The following is a 15837-nucleotide window of genomic DNA, read 5'->3' as shown; positions in this document are numbered from 1 at the left end:
TCAGCTGCCGTTCGCGGCAGCGGCCGCGGTCTTGTTCGGGCGACGGCGGCGACGACGCCGCGGCGCACTGGGCCCGGTGGCCTCGGAGGTCTTGGAGGTCGTAGCGGTGCCGGTCTCACCCGTTTCGACGCTCTGCGGGGCGCCGTCGGTGGCGTTCGCCTGACCGCCACCGCGGGTGCGCCGGCGAGACCGGGTCGGGTTGCGGGGCGCACGCTGGCGGTCCGCTGCGGTCTCGCGGGTTTCGTCCTCGGACCGCTTGGCCGGCGACCGGCGCACCTGCCCGATGGAGCCGCTGGCATCGGTGGGAATGTTCAGCTCGGTGAAAAGGTGCGGTGAGCTCGAGTAGGTCTCCGCCGGGTCCGGGCAGCACAGGTTGAGGGCTTTGTCGATCAGCGTCCAGCGGGCCAGCTCGTCCCAGTCGACCAGGGTGACGGCGACACCGGTCTTTCCGGCGCGTCCGGTGCGGCCGATGCGGTGCACGTAGGTCTTCTCATCGTCGGGGCACTGGTAGTTGATGACGTGCGTGACATCGTCGATGTCGATGCCGCGGGCGGCCACATCGGTGGCTACCAGGACATCGATGTCGCCGGTGCGGAACGCCTTGAGCGCCTTCTCGCGGGCTACCTGATTGAGGTCGCCGTGCACCGCGCCCACCTTGAACCCACGCTCGTTGAGGTCGTCGGCGACCTTCTGCGCGGTCCGCTTGGTGCGGGTGAAGATCATCGTGGCGCCGCGGCCACGGGCCTGCAGCACCCGCGCCACCAGTTCGGCCTTGTCCAGGGCGTGGGCCCGGTAGACGAACTGCTCGGTGGCGTCGTGCACCGCCGAAGAGTGCGGCGCCTCGGCGCGGATGTGGGTGGGCTGGTTCATGAAGCTGCGGGCCAGCGTGATGATCGGGCCGGGCATGGTGGCCGAGAACAGCATCGACTGCCGGTCGTCGGGGATGCGGGACAAGATGCGCTCGATGTCGGGCAAGAAGCCCAGGTCCAGCATCTCGTCGGCCTCGTCGAGGACCAGCACCGACAAGCCGCCCAGCTGCAGGTGTCCCTGCTGGGCCAGGTCGAGTAGGCGGCCCGGGGTGCCCACCACCACGTCGGCGCCTGCCTTCAGCGCCTCGATCTGCGGTTCGTAGGGCCGGCCGCCGTAGATGGCCTGCACCGAGAGGGGACGATCCCCGGCGGTCAGGTACTTGGCCGCGTCGGCCAGGTCGCCGGAGACCTGGATGCACAGCTCACGGGTGGGCACCACGACCAACGCTCGGGGTGCGCCGGTCAGCGGCCGGTCCGGGCTGGTGGTGACCCGCTGCAGCAGCGGGATGCCGAAACCGTAGGTCTTGCCCATGCCGGTGCGGGCCTGGCCGATCAGGTCGTCGCCGGCCAGGGCCAGCGGCAGCGTCAGCTCCTGGATCGCGAAAGCGTGCTCGATACCGTCCTCGGCAAGTGCGCGGACGATCTCGTCGCGAACGCCCAGTTCGGCGAAGCTCGGAGGGGTAGTGGGAACGGTGGTAGAGATCAGTGGGGTCATGCGCGGGCAGATGCCTTTCGAAGTCGGCGCGGTATGTCAGTCGATCGCGGTGCGGGTCGGGGCGCACACACTGGAGACGGTCGATACTTTGCCCATTTTCGAAGGCACCGCCGGGGGCCCTGCACTCGCCGAGGAGGCGGGCCAACCACGTGTACGCACATTGCGCGGCAGCGCCGAATAGGCACTGCCTGGGGCTCATACTACCTGGTCGGGCCGGGCATCGGTCCATTGCCGCGGAACGCATACAGTGTGGTGATGAATTCGGTTCCCTCCGCCGACGCGGAAGCGCAGTCTTCCCCGCCGCGGCTGTCCGCCGATCATCCCGGCGTCAACGAGCTTTTCGCGGTACTGGCCTACGGCGAGGTGGCCGCGTTCTACCGGCTCACCGACGAAGCCCGGATGGCGCCCGATCTGCGCGGCCGGATCTCGATGGCGGCGATGGCCGCTGCGGAGATGGGCCACTTCGAACTGCTCCGCGAAGCGCTTGAGTGCCGCGGTGTCGACGTGGTCGCGGCGATGTCGAAATACGCTACCGCCCTTGACAATTACCATCGGCTGACGATGCCCAGCACCTGGCTGGAGGCATTGGTCAAGACCTACATCGGCGACGCGATGGCCGCCGACTTCTACCTGCAGATCGCCGACGGGCTGCCCGACGAGGTGGGCGATGTGGTGCGCGCGGTGCTCGCCGAGACCAAGCATTCGCAGTTCGTCGTCGACGAGGTGCGCGGCGCGGTCACCGCCAGCGCCAAACAACGCAGCCGACTGGCGTTGTGGTCGCGTCGCCTGCTCGGTGAGGCGATCACCCAGGCCCAGTACGTATTGGCCGACCGCGACGAATTGGTCGATCTGGTGGTGTCTGGGGCGGCCGGGCTGGCTCAGCTGGCCGGGTTCTTCGATCGCCTCCAGCACACCCACGACGAACGCATGCGCGAGCTGGGGCTGGCCTAGCGGGTCGTCGCGATAGCGTTAGCGCGTGACCGGCGGGCAAGCCCAGGATCTGCGCGACCTGGCGAGGCTGCGGCGCGTCCGGGACCGGATCGACCGCGACTACGCCCAACCGCTGAATCTGGACACACTCGCGCGCGACGTGCACCTGTCCACGGGCCACTTGTCGCGACAATTCAAGCTCGCCTACGGCGAATCGCCCTACTCCTACCTGATGACCCGGCGAATCGAACGCGCGATGGCACTGCTGCGGCGCGGCGACATGAGCGTCACCGAGGTCTGTTTCGAGGTGGGCTGCTCATCGCTGGGCACCTTCAGCACGCGCTTCACCGAACTCGTCGGAATCCCGCCCAGCCGCTATCGGGCGGAGACCATGCACCTCACTGAGGGCATCCCGTCGTGCCTGGAAAAACAGGTCACCAGACCGATCAGGAATCGAGAAGCCCCAGCCGGCGCGCTGCACCTACCGTGACCGCTATGGATATCACCATTCATTCGAGTTTCCTGCCGCACGACGACCCGGAAGCCTCCCTCGCCTTCTACCGCGACGCGCTGGATTTCGAAGTCCGCCTGGACGTTGGAAAAGGCAAAATGCGCTGGATCACGGTCGGTCCCCCCAATCAGCCCGATACCTCGATCGTTCTGTGCCCGCCGGCGGCCAACCCCGGGGTCACCGACGCTGAGCGCCGCGTCATCGCCGAAATGATGGCCAAAGGGACCTACGGCACGCTTCTGCTGGCCTCCGACGATCTTGACGGCACGTTTGACCGGCTGCAGGCGACGGACGCCGAAGTGGTCCAAGAGCCCACGCAACAGCCATATGGCGTGCGGGACTGCGCGTTCCGTGATCCCGCCGGCAATATGGTCCGTATTCAACAGCGCTGAGAAGCCCGATATCGCCGAGGGCGAACGGCCGGTGCGCACCAACCGGGCCCCCGTCCACTAGCCTGCTTAGCAACGCCCAACGCAAACGAAAGGGGCCGGCGTGGAGGTCAAGATCGGGGTCACCGATAGCGCGCGCGAACTGGTTATCAACAGTGCGCAGACGCCCGATGAGGTCGAGAAGCTGGTCGGCGCCGCGTTGGGCAAGGGTGCAGACGCGGCTGGATTGCTCGCCCTCACCGACGAGAAGGGCCGCCGCTTCCTGGTGCAGGCCGCCAAGATCGCCTACGTGGAGATCGGTGTTGCCGACAGCCGACGGGTCGGTTTCGGGATCGGTGCTGACGCCGCTGCCGGGGCCAGTTCCTCTTAACGGGGCTAGTGCCTCTTAGCGAGTGAGGGGCACGTGTGACAGCCCGCCCCAGGCGAACGCCACCGTCCCGTCGACGGCGTCGTCCTTGGCGATCGGGCGGTCACTGTCCAGCCAGTACCGGGCGCAGTCGACGCTGATCGCGACCAACCCCACCGCGACCATCCGGGCGCGGTGCGGGTCCAGGCCGGAGTCGTGGCTGACCAGGTCGAAAATCGCGTCGATGCACGACTCGGTGGCCACGCGCACCTGGACCGCGACCTGCGGCTCGGCAACGTTGTCGTTCTCGAAGATCAGCCGATAGCCCTGGCTGTCGTGCTCGATGAAGTCGAAGAAAGCCTGCACCGCCGACCGCAGCCGCTGCCGGTTGTCGGTGGTGGTCCGCAATGCCTGACGGACACCGGAGACCAGGTTCTCCACGTGCCGGGCCAATACCGCCAGGTACAGCTCCAGTTTGGACGCGAAGTGCTGGTAGAGGATCGGTTTGCTGACCCCGGCCCGCTCGGCGATCTCATCCATGCCGGCCGCGTGGTAACCGCGATCGACGAATACATCACTGGCGGCGATCAGCAGCTGACCCCGGCGCTCGTCGCGGGGGAGCCGGCTGCCCCGACGGCCGCCCGTAGTCGACGCCTTGGCGCCGCTCGAGCGACGGCCAGTGGGCTGGGCGCCGTCCCGCTCTGCCGTGTCGGTCGGTTTGCTCATCGACTCCTCAATCTGGTCCGGCCGGACGCCTGGGACCTGGGTCCACGACGGCCGATACGTGAGAGCGAGACTACGCGCTGCACCCGTCACTTCCACCAGCGACATCCGGCAATCGGCTGCCGATCGCCTTTTCGAACTCATCGCAGCACACCTCCTGGCGTGCCGCAGAGTCCCAGCTCGCAGACCTTGTGCCATTCTGGGACCGTGACCTACGACCCGGGGCGGAGCGGCGGCGGTCGAGCCCCGGTGCTGCGGGATCGCTTCCGCGAGCCGCTGCGCGCCCAGCGTGACCCGCTTGCGGCCGGTGCTGGGCGGCTGCGGTCGGACCGTGATGTGCACCGCCAGTGGCGCAAGCAGAGCTGGCTGGGCAGGTTCGTGTCCACCTACGGTTGGCGCGCCTATGCGCTGCCGGTCCTCATGGCTCTGACCGTCATCGTGGTGTATCAGACCGTGACCGGCACCGGAGTGCGCACCCAGGCCGCCGACGACACCGTCCAAGGGCCGCCGACGATCGGATCGGCGGGCACCTCGATCATCGGCGCACCACCGCGCGGCCTCACCGAGTTCGACGTCAACCTGCCGACCGGGGTGCTGCCCAACGGCGGCCCGTTCACCGAAGCCGGCGACATGACCTGGCGCGTCATACCGGGCACGGAGCCGGAGTTCGGTCAGGGCACCGAGAAGGTCTTCGCCTACACCATCGAGGTGGAGAACGGCATCGACACCACCGCCTTCGGCGGCGACGAGGCGTTCGCCCGGATGGTCGACCAGACCCTGCGTAACCCCAAGGGATGGACGCACACCCCGCAGATCGGGTTCGTACGGATCGACGGTGCGAGTCCGATTACTCCTGATTTTCGTATCTCGTTGACCTCGCCGATCACCGTCCGGGAGGGTTGCGGCTACGAGATTCCGCTGGAGGCGTCCTGCTACAACCCGTCCTACGGGGCCAAGTCGGAGCCGCGGGTGTTCGTCAACGAAGCCCGCTGGGTTCGCGGTGCCGTGCCATTCCAGGGTGACATCGGGTCCTACCGGCAGTACCTGATCAACCACGAGGTCGGCCACGCCATCGGCTACCAGCACCACGAACCGTGCGATAAGCAGGACGGGCTGGCGCCGGTGATGATGCAGCAGACGTTCGGCACCTCCAACGACGACGCGGCGAAGTTCGACCCGGACTGGGTCAAGCCCGACGGGAAGACCTGCCGATTCAACCCTTGGCCGTCTCCGATTGCCTGAGCCGGTCAGCTCTTTTCGGGAAGCTTGAACCGCGGTTTGTCGTTGCCCCCACCAACTGCTGTGATGGTTTGGCGGACGCGACGTTGAGGAGATTGCCCGGTGCCGATATCACTGCCGCCGCTGGTGGAGCCGGCCGGCGAGCTGACCAGGGATGAAGTGGCGCGCTACAGCCGCCACTTGATCATTCCCGACGTCGGCGTGCAGGGGCAGAAGCGACTCAAGAACGCCCGCGTGCTGGTGATCGGCGCCGGCGGACTCGGCGCGCCGACTCTGCTGTATCTGGCCGCCGCCGGCGTCGGCACCCTCGGGATCGTCGACTTCGACATCGTCGAAGAGTCGAACTTGCAGCGCCAGGTCATCCACGGGGTCTCCGATATCGGCCGCACCAAAGCCGAAAGCGCCCGGGACTCGATTGCGGAGGTCAACCCGCTGGTACGGGTGCAGCTGCACCAGGTGCGGCTGGAGGCGTCCAACGCCGTCGAACTGTTCGCGCAGTACGACCTGATCCTGGACGGCACCGACAACTTCGCCACCCGCTACCTGGTCAACGACGCGGCGGTGTTGGCGCACAAGCCCTACATCTGGGGCTCGATCTACCGCTTCGAGGGCCAGGTGTCGGTGTTCTGGGAGGACGCGCCACCCGATGAGGACGGCAATGAGCGCGGCCTCAACTACCGCGACCTGTATCCCGAGCCCCCGCCGCCGGGCATGGTGCCGTCGTGCGCCGAGGGCGGCGTGCTCGGGGTGTTGTGCGCCTCGATCGGGTCGGTGATGGGCACCGAGGCGATCAAGCTGATCACCGGTATCGGAGAAACGCTGCTGGGGCGGCTGATGATCTACGACGCCTTGGAGATGAGCTACCGCACCATTGCGATCCGCAAGGACCCCGCCACACCGGCGATCACCGAGTTGGTCGACTACGACGCGTTCTGCGGCGTGGTCGCCGAGGAGGACACCGCCGCAGCCGCCGGGTCCACGATCACTCCCGCCGAGCTGCGTGAGCTGCTGGACTCCGGGCAACAGCTGGCACTGATCGACGTGCGCGAGCCGGGAGAGTGGGCGATCAACCGCATTGAGGGTGCCCAGTTGGTCCCGCAGTCGATGATCAACACCGGTGAAGGCCTGGCGATGCTTCCGCAGGACCGAATGTCGGTGCTGTACTGCAAGACCGGGGTCCGTTCGGCCCAGGCCCTAGCCACCCTGAAGAAGGCCGGCTTTGCCAACGCGGTCCACCTGCAGGGGGGAATTGTGGCGTGGGCCAAGCAGATGCAGCCCGACATGGTCATGTACTAGCCGTTTATGGCGGTGACCCGCCGCGCCCGGCTCCGCCGTGCTCGCGATCACGGTGACTAATGGCGGTGACCCGCCGCGCCCGGCTCCGCCGTGCTCGCGATCACCGCGGCTAGTCTTATCGCGTGACCATCGAGCCGCCGCCCGAACATGTGCTGGCGACGTTCGGTATTCGCAACGTTTCGCCCACACCACTTGGGGCCGGCTGGGAAGACGGCTGGAAATGCGGGGAAGTGGTCCTGTCGATGGTCGCCGACCATGCCAGGGCCGCGTGGTCGGCGAAAGTACGCGAGACCCTGTTCGCCGACGGCATCCGCCTGGCCCGCCCAGTGCGCTCCACCGACGGGCGCTATGTGGTGTCGGGTTGGCGCGCGGACACCTTCGTCGGCGGCAGTCCCGAGCCGCGCCATGACGAGGTGGTGTCGGCGGCGGTTCGGCTGCACGAAGCCACCTCCAAGTTGGAGCGGCCCCGATTCTTGACGCAGGCACCGGTGGCGCCGTGGGCCGACGTCGACGTGTTCATCGCCGCGGACCGGGCGGCCTGGGAGGAACGGCCCTTCGCCTCGCTACAGGCCGGTGCACGGCTGGCCCCGGGGTCGGTGGACGGGCAGCGGTCGATCGACCTGATCAACCAGCTGGCCACCTTGCGCAAGCCCACCAAAAGTCCCAGCCAGTTGGTGCACGGCGACCTGTACGGCACGGTGCTGTTCTCCGGCGCCGCCGCGCCGGGTATCACCGACATCACGCCCTACTGGCGACCGGCCTCGTGGGCTGCCGGGGTGGTAGTGGTGGATGCCCTGTCGTGGGGTGATGCCGACGACGGGCTGATCGAACGCTGGGAAACACTGCCCGAGTGGCCGCAGATGTTGCTGCGCGCGTTGATGTTCCGTCTTGCCGTACATGCGCTGCATCCGCGCTCGACCGAGGAGGCGTTCCCCGGGCTGGCCCGCACCGCCGCATTGGTTCGGCTGGCGCTCTAGCTTTCTCGCTTCTCGTCGCTCGCATCTCGCCGAACGTGTACTCAGCGCGAGATTTCGGCCAATTATTCGGACTGAGTACACGCTCGCCGAATGTGCCGCCGTCAGAACCGGTGTCGCAGCGTGCGCAGATCCACTTTCCCGTCTACGGCCAGGACTCCTTCGGTGCGAAGGCGTTCCAGCTGCTCGGTGCGTAAGTGGTCCGCCGGCCGTCCCGACGCCGGGAGCACCCGGTGCCAGGGCAGGTCCGTGCCGTCGATCCGCAGAATCCAGCCCACAATGCGGGGACTGGAAAGCCCTGCCGCAGAAGCGACATCGCCATAGGTGGTGACCCGGCCGGCGGGCACGCTGATGATCAGCGCACGCACCAGCTCGACCTGTTCGTCGGTTACGGCCGCCACGGACTGCGCTCCTAGCGCCGGGCCAGCTGCGCGCGGATCACGGCGGCAGCTTCGGCGGGACGGGCCTGGTCGACCATGTGATTGCAGTCGAAGTCGACCAGCTGGAAGTTCGCGCCCAGTCGATCCCGCAAACCATCGATGAGCGCCGCTTCCACATACGGCGGTGAGGTGCGGGTGGCCCGCACCACCGTGGTCGGCGTGGATGTCGGCAGCACCACAGCGCGGGCCAACTCGCTCCAGTACGACATCACCGCGGGCACGCTGATACGCCAACCGAAGCGGCCCGAGGGCAGCGCGACCAGATGCTCGTCGAGTTCGACGTCGAGCAGGCCTGGGTCCACGTCGGACCAGGCGCCGTTCTCTTTTTCGGCCCGCGCCTCCGCGGGGTCGGGGTAGTCGGGGGAGGCCAGCATGGCGGCGGCAATCGTGGCCATCCACTCGCCGTCCAGGCCGATCGCCGGATCGAGCAGGATCAGCGCGTCGACGAGATCGGGCCGTGCCGCGGCCAGATGCAGCGCTATCGCACCGCCGAAGGAATGCGCGACCACCGGAACCGGGCCGTCAGCGGTGCCCTCGAGCAGCGCCACCAGCGCCGCGACGTTGGCATCGATGCTCCACGGGGCCGCCCACGACGAGTGCCCGTGGCCGATCAGGTCCGGTGCGGCGACGGCGATGTCGGACAGCTGCTCGGCCACGTAGCGCCAGCGGGCCCCGTGACCGGTCAGCCCGTGGACCGCCAGCAGCCCCACCGGACCGTCCGGGCCGTAGCGGTGCACATGCAGTCGATGATCGGGATTCACCCGTCGATGGTGCCAGCCGCGCCCACACTTGTCGGAGGGCAGTGCTCTCATAGGCGGCATGCCACAGGATTGGGGATCGCCCGCCGCGCAGGTCGCCGCGGCGCTCGATCCGCGTACGCGTGGCGTCTTGCAGGTGCGCGGAGGACCCGGCACCGGCAAGACTCGCCTGCTGCTGGAGGCGGCCACCACCCACGTCGCCGCCGGCGTGGACGTGAATTCGGTGCTGCTGCTCACGGGCTCGGGCCGGCTTCCCGCGGCGGACCGCGGAGCGCTGACCGCGACATTGCTGGCCGCCGGCGGGCCCGACAGCGGCCAGGCGATCCGGGAACCTCTGGTGCGCACGGTGCACGGTTACGCCTTCGCGGTCCTGCAGCGCGCCGCCCGGCGAGCCGAGGCCACCCCGCCGCGGCTGGTCACCGGCGCCGAACAGGACAGCGTGATCCGCGAACTGCTCGCCGGGGACGGAGCCGGGGCCTGGCCGCCGTCGCTGCACGCCGCCCTGGCCACCGACGGCTTCGCCACCGAACTGCGGGACTTGATGGCGCGCTGCGCCGAACGGGGCGTGGACCCGGCCGAGCTGACCAAGCTGGGCAAGCGCTGCCGCCGGCCGGAGTGGACGGCCGCGGGCCGGTTCGCCCAGCAGTACGAGCAGGTGATGCTGCTGCGTGCCGCGGTCGGCACGGCGGCACCCCAGGCGACCACCCCGGCGCTAGGCGCGGCGGAATTGGTCGGGGCGGCGCTGGAGGCGTTTGCGACCGATCCGGATCTGCTGGTCGACGAACGCAGCCGGATCCGGCTGCTGCTGGTCGACGACGCCCAGCAGCTCGACCCGCAGGCGGCCCGGTTGGTGCGGGTGCTTGCCGCCGGCGTGCACCGGACGGTGATCGCGGGCGACCCCGATCAGGCGGTGTTCGGTTTCCGCGGTGCCGAACCCACCGTCCTGCTGGGCGACGACGCGCAACCCGACGGCGCCGCGGTGCCCGTGGTGACGCTGACGACGTCGCACCGCTGCGCCCCGGCGGTGGCCAAGGCCATCAGCGCCGTCGCCGGGCGGCTGCCCGGGACCAGCGGCACGCGTCGCATCGAGGGCACCGGACCCGACACCGGGGCGGTGAGCGTGCGCACCGCGGCCAGCAGCCACGCCGAGGCCGCCTTGATCGCCGACACCTTGCGGCGCGCCCACCTGATCGACGGGGTGCCGTGGTCGCAGATGGCGGTGATTGTCCGGTCGGTGCCGCGGGCGGCCGCGCGGCTGCCCCGAACCCTGGCCGCCGCCGGGATCCCGGTCGCGCTGCCGGCTAGTGGTGGGTTGCTGGCCGAACAGCCCGCGGTGGCCGCCCTGCTCACGGTGCTGGAGTGCACCGCTGACGCCGTGGACGGAGCTCGGGCGCTGGCGTTGCTCAGCGGGCCGATCGGGCGCGTGGACCCGATCTCGCTGCGGCAACTACAACGCACCCTGCGCCGCGGTGCAGCCCGCCCGGGAAGCCCGCAGGAACCGCATGAACCGGGCGGTTCAGCGAGGCTCGACGGAGGAGAGGCGAAGCTGGGACCGGCGCATGATCCCGGCGGTTCAGCGAGGCTCGACGGAGGAGAGGCGAAGCTGGGACCGGCGCATGATCCCGGCGGTTCAGCGAGGCTCGACGGAGGAGAGGCGAAGCTGGGACCGGCGCATGATCCCCGCGACCGTCTCGCGGCAGTGCTCACCGGCGCGCCGGGTGAGCTGCCGGCCGCACACGGCCGCGCGCTGCGCCGGGTTCGCGGGGTGCTGCAGGCCGCGGCCCGCAGCCACGCCGCCGGCCGCGACCCGCACCACACGCTCTGGCAGGCCTGGAATCGCTCAGGGCTGCAACAACGCTGGCTGTCGGCCGCCGAGCGCGGCGGTACGGCCGGGGCTCAAGCCGGTCGGGATCTGGACGCGGTGACCGCACTGTTCGACCTCGCCGAGCAGTACGCGGCGCGCACCGCCGGTGCCACCCTGACCGGGCTGATCGAATACGTCACCGCCATGCAACTGGCGGCGCCCCGCGCCGAGTCCGCGACGGGCACGGAGGCGGTCGGTGTGCTCAGTGCGCACGCCGCACTCGGGCGTGAATGGGATCTGGTGGTCATCGCCGGAGTCCAGGAAGGACTGTGGCCCAACACCGTTCCGCGCGGCGGCGTGCTGGGAACTCAGCGGCTCCTGGACACCCTGCACGGCTTCGGGGAAGAGGTCTCGGCTCGGGCCCCGCTGCTCGCCGAGGAGCGGCGCCTGCTGGTGGCGGCGCTGGGCCGGGCCCGCCGGAGGCTGGTGATCACCGCCGTCGACGGCGACGGGGACGGCGGCACCGAGGAACAGCTCCCGTCGGAGTTCTTCGTCGAACTCGCGGCGTGCGCCACCGGCGATGCCGCAACAGCGCCGGCAACACCGGTCGTGGCCCCGCCGGTGCTGTCCGCGGCCGGGCTGGTGGGCCGACTGCGTGCCGTCGTCTGCGCACCGGAAACCGAGGTAAGCGACTCCGAACGCGCTGACGCGGCAACGCAATTAGCGCGACTTGCCCGAGCCGGGGTGCCCGGTGCCGATCCACGCAGCTGGTACGGCACGGCCCCGTTGAGCACCGAGGAGCCACTTCGACAACCCGGCGACGGCCCGGTCACCTTGTCGCCGTCGGCTCTGCAGAGCCTGCTGGACTGCCCGCTGCGCTGGCTGGCCGAACGCCACGGCGGAACCGACGGCCGCGACCTGCGCTCGACGATCGGATCGGTGATACACGCGCTGGTCGCCCAATCGGCGGGCAGCCCGCAGGAGCTGCAGGCCGAGCTGGACCGGGCATGGCAGCAGCTGCCTTTCGCGTCGCAGTGGTACTCGGCCAATGAACTCGACCGGCATCGCGTCATCATCGAGACGTTCCTGACATGGCGGGCGCAAACCCGCGGCGAACTGACCGAAGTCGGCACCGAGGTCGGTTTCGACGGAGTGATCGAGGCAGGCGACGACGGGGTTCGGCTGCGCGGCCGGATCGACCGGGTCGAACGTGACGCCGCCGGTCGGCTGGTGGTCGTCGACGTCAAGACCGCGAAGACCCCGGCGAGCAAGGACGACGCGCAACAGCACGCCCAGTTGGCCGTCTACCAGCTGGCGGTCGAAGCCGGGCTCATCGGGCCCGACGAGCAGCCCGGCGGCGGCCGGCTGGTCTATCCCGCCAAACCCGGAACGGTCGGCGCCACCGAGCGCGAACAAGACCCCCTCACACCCGAGACTGGTGAGCAATGGCGGGAGCGGATCGCGCAGGCGGCCGCAGCCACCGCCGGCCCGCAGTTCACCGCCCGCGTCAACGACGGGTGCCGGCACTGCCCGGTCCGGCCGATCTGCCCGGCCCACAACGGCGGGTGCGGCGCATGAGTAACCGCTACGACCCCGCCGAGCTGGCGTCCGCGCTCGGGTTGCACCAGCCCACTGACGAGCAGGCCGCGGTCATCGCCGCCCCGCCGGGCCCCCTGGTGGTCATTGCCGGCGCGGGTGCCGGCAAGACCGAGACGATGGCCGCCCGGGTGGTGTGGCTGGTTGCCAACGGCTACGCCGATCCGGGCCAGGTATTGGGTCTGACGTTTACCCGCAAGGCGGCCGGTCAACTGCTGCGCCGGGTTCGGTCGCGGTTGGCGCGGTTGGCCGGTGCCGGACTGGTGGCAGCCGACCCGAACAAACCCGGCGCGAAAGGCATCGACGGCGCCCCTGCCACGACGCCTGTGGTGAGCACCTATCACGCCTTCGCCGGTGCGCTGCTGCGCGAGCACGGGCTGCTGCTCGGCATCGAGCCCGACACCCGGCTGCTCACCGAGACCGGACTGTGGCAGCTGGCGTTCGACGTGGTCAGCGGTTATCCCGGGGAATTGCACACCGACCGGGATCCCGCCGCGGTCACCGCGATGGTGTTGCGGCTGGCCGGCGAGCTCGCCGAACACCTGGTGGACACCGACGCACTGCGCCACACCCACCTGGAGTTGGAGCGGCTGGTGCACACCCTGCCACCGGGCCCACGCCAGCGCGCCGAACCCAACCAGTCGTTGCTCAAGATGCTCGACACGCAGACCGAACGTGCCGAACTGGTGCCGCTGATTGAGGCCCTACACCAGCGCATGCGGGCGGAACGGGCAATGGATTTCGGTGCGCAGATGGCCACTGCCGCTCGCCTGGCGCAGTCGAACGAGGCCGTCGGCGCCCGGTTGCGTGCCACCTATCGGGTGGTGCTGCTCGACGAGTATCAAGACACCGGGCATGCCCAGCGCATCGCCCTGTCGTCACTGTTCGGCGGCGGCGCCGACGACGGCCTGGCGCTGACCGCGGTGGGTGACCCGATCCAGTCGATCTACGGCTGGCGTGGTGCCTCGGCGACCAACCTGCCCCGATTCGCCACCGACTTCCCGCTCTCAGACGGCAGCCCGGCACCCACCTTGGAGCTGCGGACCAGCTGGCGCAATCCGCCAGAGGTGCTGCACCTGGCCAATGAGATCTCCGCGGAAGCACGCCAGCGTTCCGTGACGGTGCAATCGCTCCGGCCGCGCCCGGCCGCGCCCACCGGCGACGTGCGGGTCGCCTTGCTGCCCGATGTCGTCACCGAAGACGAGTGGGTGGCCGAGGCATTGCAGCGGTGCTACCGGCAGGCCGACGCCGACGGGGTGGCCCCACCCACCGCCGCTGTGCTGGTGCGGCGCAACGCCGACGCCGCGCCACTTGCCGAGGCGATCCGCGCCCGAGGCGTCCCGGTGGAAGTAGTGGGGCTAGCCGGGCTGCTGGCTGTGCCGGAGGTGGCCGACCTGGTGGCGATGCTGCGGCTGATCCAAGAGCCGACCGCCGGTGCGGCGGCGATGCGCGTGCTGACCGGTCCGCGATGGCGGCTCGGTGCCGCTGATCTGGCCGCCCTGTGGCGACGCGCCGCGGAGCTGGCCCGGCCCGAACAATCCAGTGCGTCAGTATCGGCCGCGGAGATCGCTGCCACGGCCAGGTCCGATTCCGAGACCGCATGTCTGGCCGACGCGCTGGCCGATCCCGGTCCGGCAGGGCGCTACTCGGCGGTCGGGTACCGGCGCATCGTCATGCTCGCCGAGGAACTGACGTTGCTGCGCGGTCACCTGTGGCATCCGCTGCCCGATCTGGTCGCCGAGGTACGCCGGGTGCTGGGCCTGGACTGCGAGGTGCTCGCCGCGCAGCCGGTGGTGGCAAGTGCGGCGGGCACCGAACAACTCGATGCCTTCGCCGATGTGGTGGCCGGTTACGCCGAGGGTGCCGGGGCCCAGGCCGCGCTGCCGGGTCTGCTGGCTTACCTGGACGCCGCCGCCGTGGTGGAGAACGGGCTGGCGCCGGCGGCACCGGCGGTCGCTGCCGACCGCGTCCAGATCCTCACCGTGCATGCCGCCAAGGGGCTGGAATGGCAGGTGGTCGCGATACCGCACCTGGTGGCGCGGGTTTTCCCGTCGACCGCGTCGCGACGCAGCTGGCTCTCCGACGCCGCCGAACTGCCGCCGCTGCTGCGCGGCGATCGGGCCCAACCGCATGGGCCGGGCGATCACGGCGTCCCGCTGCTCGACACCGACGCGGTCACCAACCGAAAGCAGCTGTCCGACGCCATCTCCGAACATCAACGCCGCCTGGATCAGCGGCGCGTCGACGAAGAGCGCCGGCTGCTCTACGTCGCTGTCACCCGCGCCGAGGACACCCTGCTGGTCTCTGGCCACCACTGGGGACAGGGCGAGGCCAAGCCGCGCGGCCCGTCGGACTTCCTCACCGAGATCAAGGCGGTGATGGATCACTCGGCCGAGGCCGGGACGCCCTGCGGGGTGGTCGAGCACTGGGCGCAGGCTCCGGCCGACGGAGAGAAGAACCCGTTGTGCGACAACGTAAACGAAGGAACCTGGCCAGTCGACCCGCTGATCGGCCGGCGCGGTGATGTCGAACGCGGGGCTGCACTGGTCTCCGCACAGTTGCAGGCCGGCGAGCCCCAGGACGGCACTCCCTCGGTCAGCCCGTGGGCCGCCGACGTGGACGCCCTGCTGGCAGAGCGAGCCACGGCCGCAACGCAGCAGGCCCGCGCTCTGCCCAACCAGCTCTCGGTGAGCGGCCTGGTTGAGTTGAGCCGTGACCCCGACGGTGCTGGGCAGCGTCTGAGTCGCCGGCTTCCGGCTCGGCCAGACCCGCATGCGTTGTTGGGCACCGCATTTCACGACTGGGTTCAGCGACTCTACGGCGCCGAGCGGCTCTTCGAACTCGAAGATCTACCCGGCGCGGCCGACGCCGACACCGCGCGCGCCGATGCGCAGGAGCTGGCCCGTCTGCAGGAGGCGTTCCTGGAATCGCCCTGGGCCGCCCGTACTCCCACCGCCGTCGAGGTGCCGTTCGAGATGGCCATCGGCAGCCGGGTGGTGCGTGGCCGGATCGACGCGGTGTTCGTCGAGCGCGACGGCGGCGTCACCGTGGTGGACTGGAAGACCGGAACGCCCCCCGACGGGCCTGAGGCGCGCCGGCACGCCGCCGTCCAGCTCGGCGTCTACCGGCTGGCCTGGGCCGCGTTGACCGGCTGCCCGGCATCGCAGGTACGAGCCGCCTTCCACTATGTGCGTTCCGGGACCACCGTCGTCGCCGACGAGCTGCCCGAACTGGCTGACCTGGCCGCGCTGCTCAACGGCTGACGACGGGTGTGGTTACAGTGGGTCCGTGCGTCAGGCTGACCGAT

13 protein-coding genes are annotated in these 15837 nt (G+C 69.8%); 9 read left to right on the top strand and 4 right to left on the bottom strand.

The genetic code is table 11. The annotated features are described in order from the left end of the window. The gene (locus RCP37_RS15385) at window positions 1–1524 is read right to left on the bottom strand and encodes a DEAD/DEAH box helicase (protein ID WP_308483913.1); all 1524 of its coding nucleotides are present in this window, start codon (window positions 1522–1524) and stop codon (window positions 1–3) included. 255 nt (window positions 1525–1779) lie between these two features. Between RCP37_RS15385 and RCP37_RS15380 the strand changes: the two genes are divergently transcribed. From RCP37_RS15380 to RCP37_RS15365, 4 genes are all read left to right on the top strand, one after another. Next, the gene (locus RCP37_RS15380) at window positions 1780–2475 is read left to right on the top strand and encodes a ferritin-like fold-containing protein (RefSeq protein WP_046285548.1); all 696 of its coding nucleotides are present in this window, start codon (window positions 1780–1782) and stop codon (window positions 2473–2475) included. Window positions 2476–2500: 25 nt separating this feature from the next. Next, window positions 2501–2944: a helix-turn-helix transcriptional regulator gene (locus RCP37_RS15375; RefSeq protein WP_308483912.1), complete on the top strand. Its 444-nt coding sequence runs from the start codon at window positions 2501–2503 to the stop codon at window positions 2942–2944. Between the two features lie 5 nt (window positions 2945–2949). Next, complete coding sequence (locus tag RCP37_RS15370) at window positions 2950–3357, top strand: VOC family protein (protein ID WP_308483911.1); 408 nt, start codon at window positions 2950–2952, stop codon at window positions 3355–3357. Between the two features lie 100 nt (window positions 3358–3457). Beyond that, on the top strand, window positions 3458–3724 hold the full coding sequence (locus RCP37_RS15365) for a DUF3107 domain-containing protein (protein WP_308483910.1): 267 nt from the start codon (window positions 3458–3460) through the stop codon (window positions 3722–3724). Between the two features lie 15 nt (window positions 3725–3739). Here the strand turns inward: RCP37_RS15365 and RCP37_RS15360 are convergent, their stop codons facing one another. Next, the gene (locus tag RCP37_RS15360) at window positions 3740–4426 is read right to left on the bottom strand and encodes an HTH-type transcriptional activator FasR (protein ID WP_308483909.1); all 687 of its coding nucleotides are present in this window, start codon (window positions 4424–4426) and stop codon (window positions 3740–3742) included. 204 nt (window positions 4427–4630) lie between these two features. On the opposite strand from RCP37_RS15360, the gene RCP37_RS15355 reads away from it, so the two are divergent. The 3 genes from RCP37_RS15355 to RCP37_RS15345 all read left to right on the top strand — a co-directional run bounded on the left by RCP37_RS15355 (window position 4631) and on the right by RCP37_RS15345 (window position 7935). Next, on the top strand, window positions 4631–5665 hold the full coding sequence (locus RCP37_RS15355) for a DUF3152 domain-containing protein (protein ID WP_308483908.1): 1035 nt from the start codon (window positions 4631–4633) through the stop codon (window positions 5663–5665). Between the two features lie 99 nt (window positions 5666–5764). Then, the gene (moeZ, locus tag RCP37_RS15350; RefSeq protein ID WP_308483907.1) at window positions 5765–6958 is read left to right on the top strand and encodes an adenylyltransferase/sulfurtransferase MoeZ; all 1194 of its coding nucleotides are present in this window, start codon (window positions 5765–5767) and stop codon (window positions 6956–6958) included. A gap of 122 nt (window positions 6959–7080) precedes the next feature. Beyond that, entirely contained in the window at window positions 7081–7935 is an 855-nt protein-coding gene (locus RCP37_RS15345; RefSeq protein ID WP_064887992.1) for a TIGR02569 family protein, read from the top strand. A gap of 101 nt (window positions 7936–8036) precedes the next feature. Here the strand turns inward: RCP37_RS15345 and RCP37_RS15340 are convergent, their stop codons facing one another. Both RCP37_RS15340 and RCP37_RS15335 read right to left on the bottom strand, forming a co-directional pair. After that, the gene (locus RCP37_RS15340; RefSeq protein ID WP_308483906.1) at window positions 8037–8333 is read right to left on the bottom strand and encodes an MGMT family protein; all 297 of its coding nucleotides are present in this window, start codon (window positions 8331–8333) and stop codon (window positions 8037–8039) included. A gap of 11 nt (window positions 8334–8344) precedes the next feature. Continuing rightward, the gene (locus tag RCP37_RS15335; RefSeq protein ID WP_308483905.1) at window positions 8345–9133 is read right to left on the bottom strand and encodes an alpha/beta fold hydrolase; all 789 of its coding nucleotides are present in this window, start codon (window positions 9131–9133) and stop codon (window positions 8345–8347) included. Between the two features lie 58 nt (window positions 9134–9191). On the opposite strand from RCP37_RS15335, the gene RCP37_RS15330 reads away from it, so the two are divergent. After that, window positions 9192–12512, top strand: a complete 3321-nt coding sequence (locus tag RCP37_RS15330; protein WP_308483904.1) for an ATP-dependent helicase — start codon at window positions 9192–9194, stop codon at window positions 12510–12512. Beyond that, window positions 12509–15793: an ATP-dependent helicase gene (locus RCP37_RS15325; protein ID WP_308483903.1), complete on the top strand. Its 3285-nt coding sequence runs from the start codon at window positions 12509–12511 to the stop codon at window positions 15791–15793. Before RCP37_RS15330 ends, RCP37_RS15325 begins: the two co-directional genes overlap by 4 nt. The last annotated feature ends 44 nt before the right edge of the window (window positions 15794–15837 follow it).

The sequence above is a fragment of the Mycolicibacter sp. MU0102 genome (assembly GCF_963378105.1).
Classification (GTDB): Bacteria; Actinomycetota; Actinomycetes; order Mycobacteriales; family Mycobacteriaceae; genus Mycobacterium; species Mycobacterium holstebronense.
The sequence above is the reverse complement of the archived record's forward strand: the minus strand, read 5'-3'. Positions and strand labels throughout refer to the sequence as shown.

Coding starts and splice junctions, on each gene's coding strand:
- RCP37_RS15360 (WP_308483909.1), bottom strand. CDS start 4,426: ATGAGCAAACCGACCGACACGGCAGAGCGGGACGGCGCCCAGCCCACT.
- RCP37_RS15385 (WP_308483913.1), bottom strand. CDS start 1,524: ATGACCCCACTGATCTCTACCACCGTTCCCACTACCCCTCCGAGCTTC.
- RCP37_RS15330 (WP_308483904.1), top strand. CDS start 9,192: ATGCCACAGGATTGGGGATCGCCCGCCGCGCAGGTCGCCGCGGCGCTC.
- RCP37_RS15325 (WP_308483903.1), top strand. CDS start 12,509: ATGAGTAACCGCTACGACCCCGCCGAGCTGGCGTCCGCGCTCGGGTTG.
- RCP37_RS15380 (WP_046285548.1), top strand. CDS start 1,780: ATGAATTCGGTTCCCTCCGCCGACGCGGAAGCGCAGTCTTCCCCGCCG.
- RCP37_RS15370 (WP_308483911.1), top strand. CDS start 2,950: ATGGATATCACCATTCATTCGAGTTTCCTGCCGCACGACGACCCGGAA.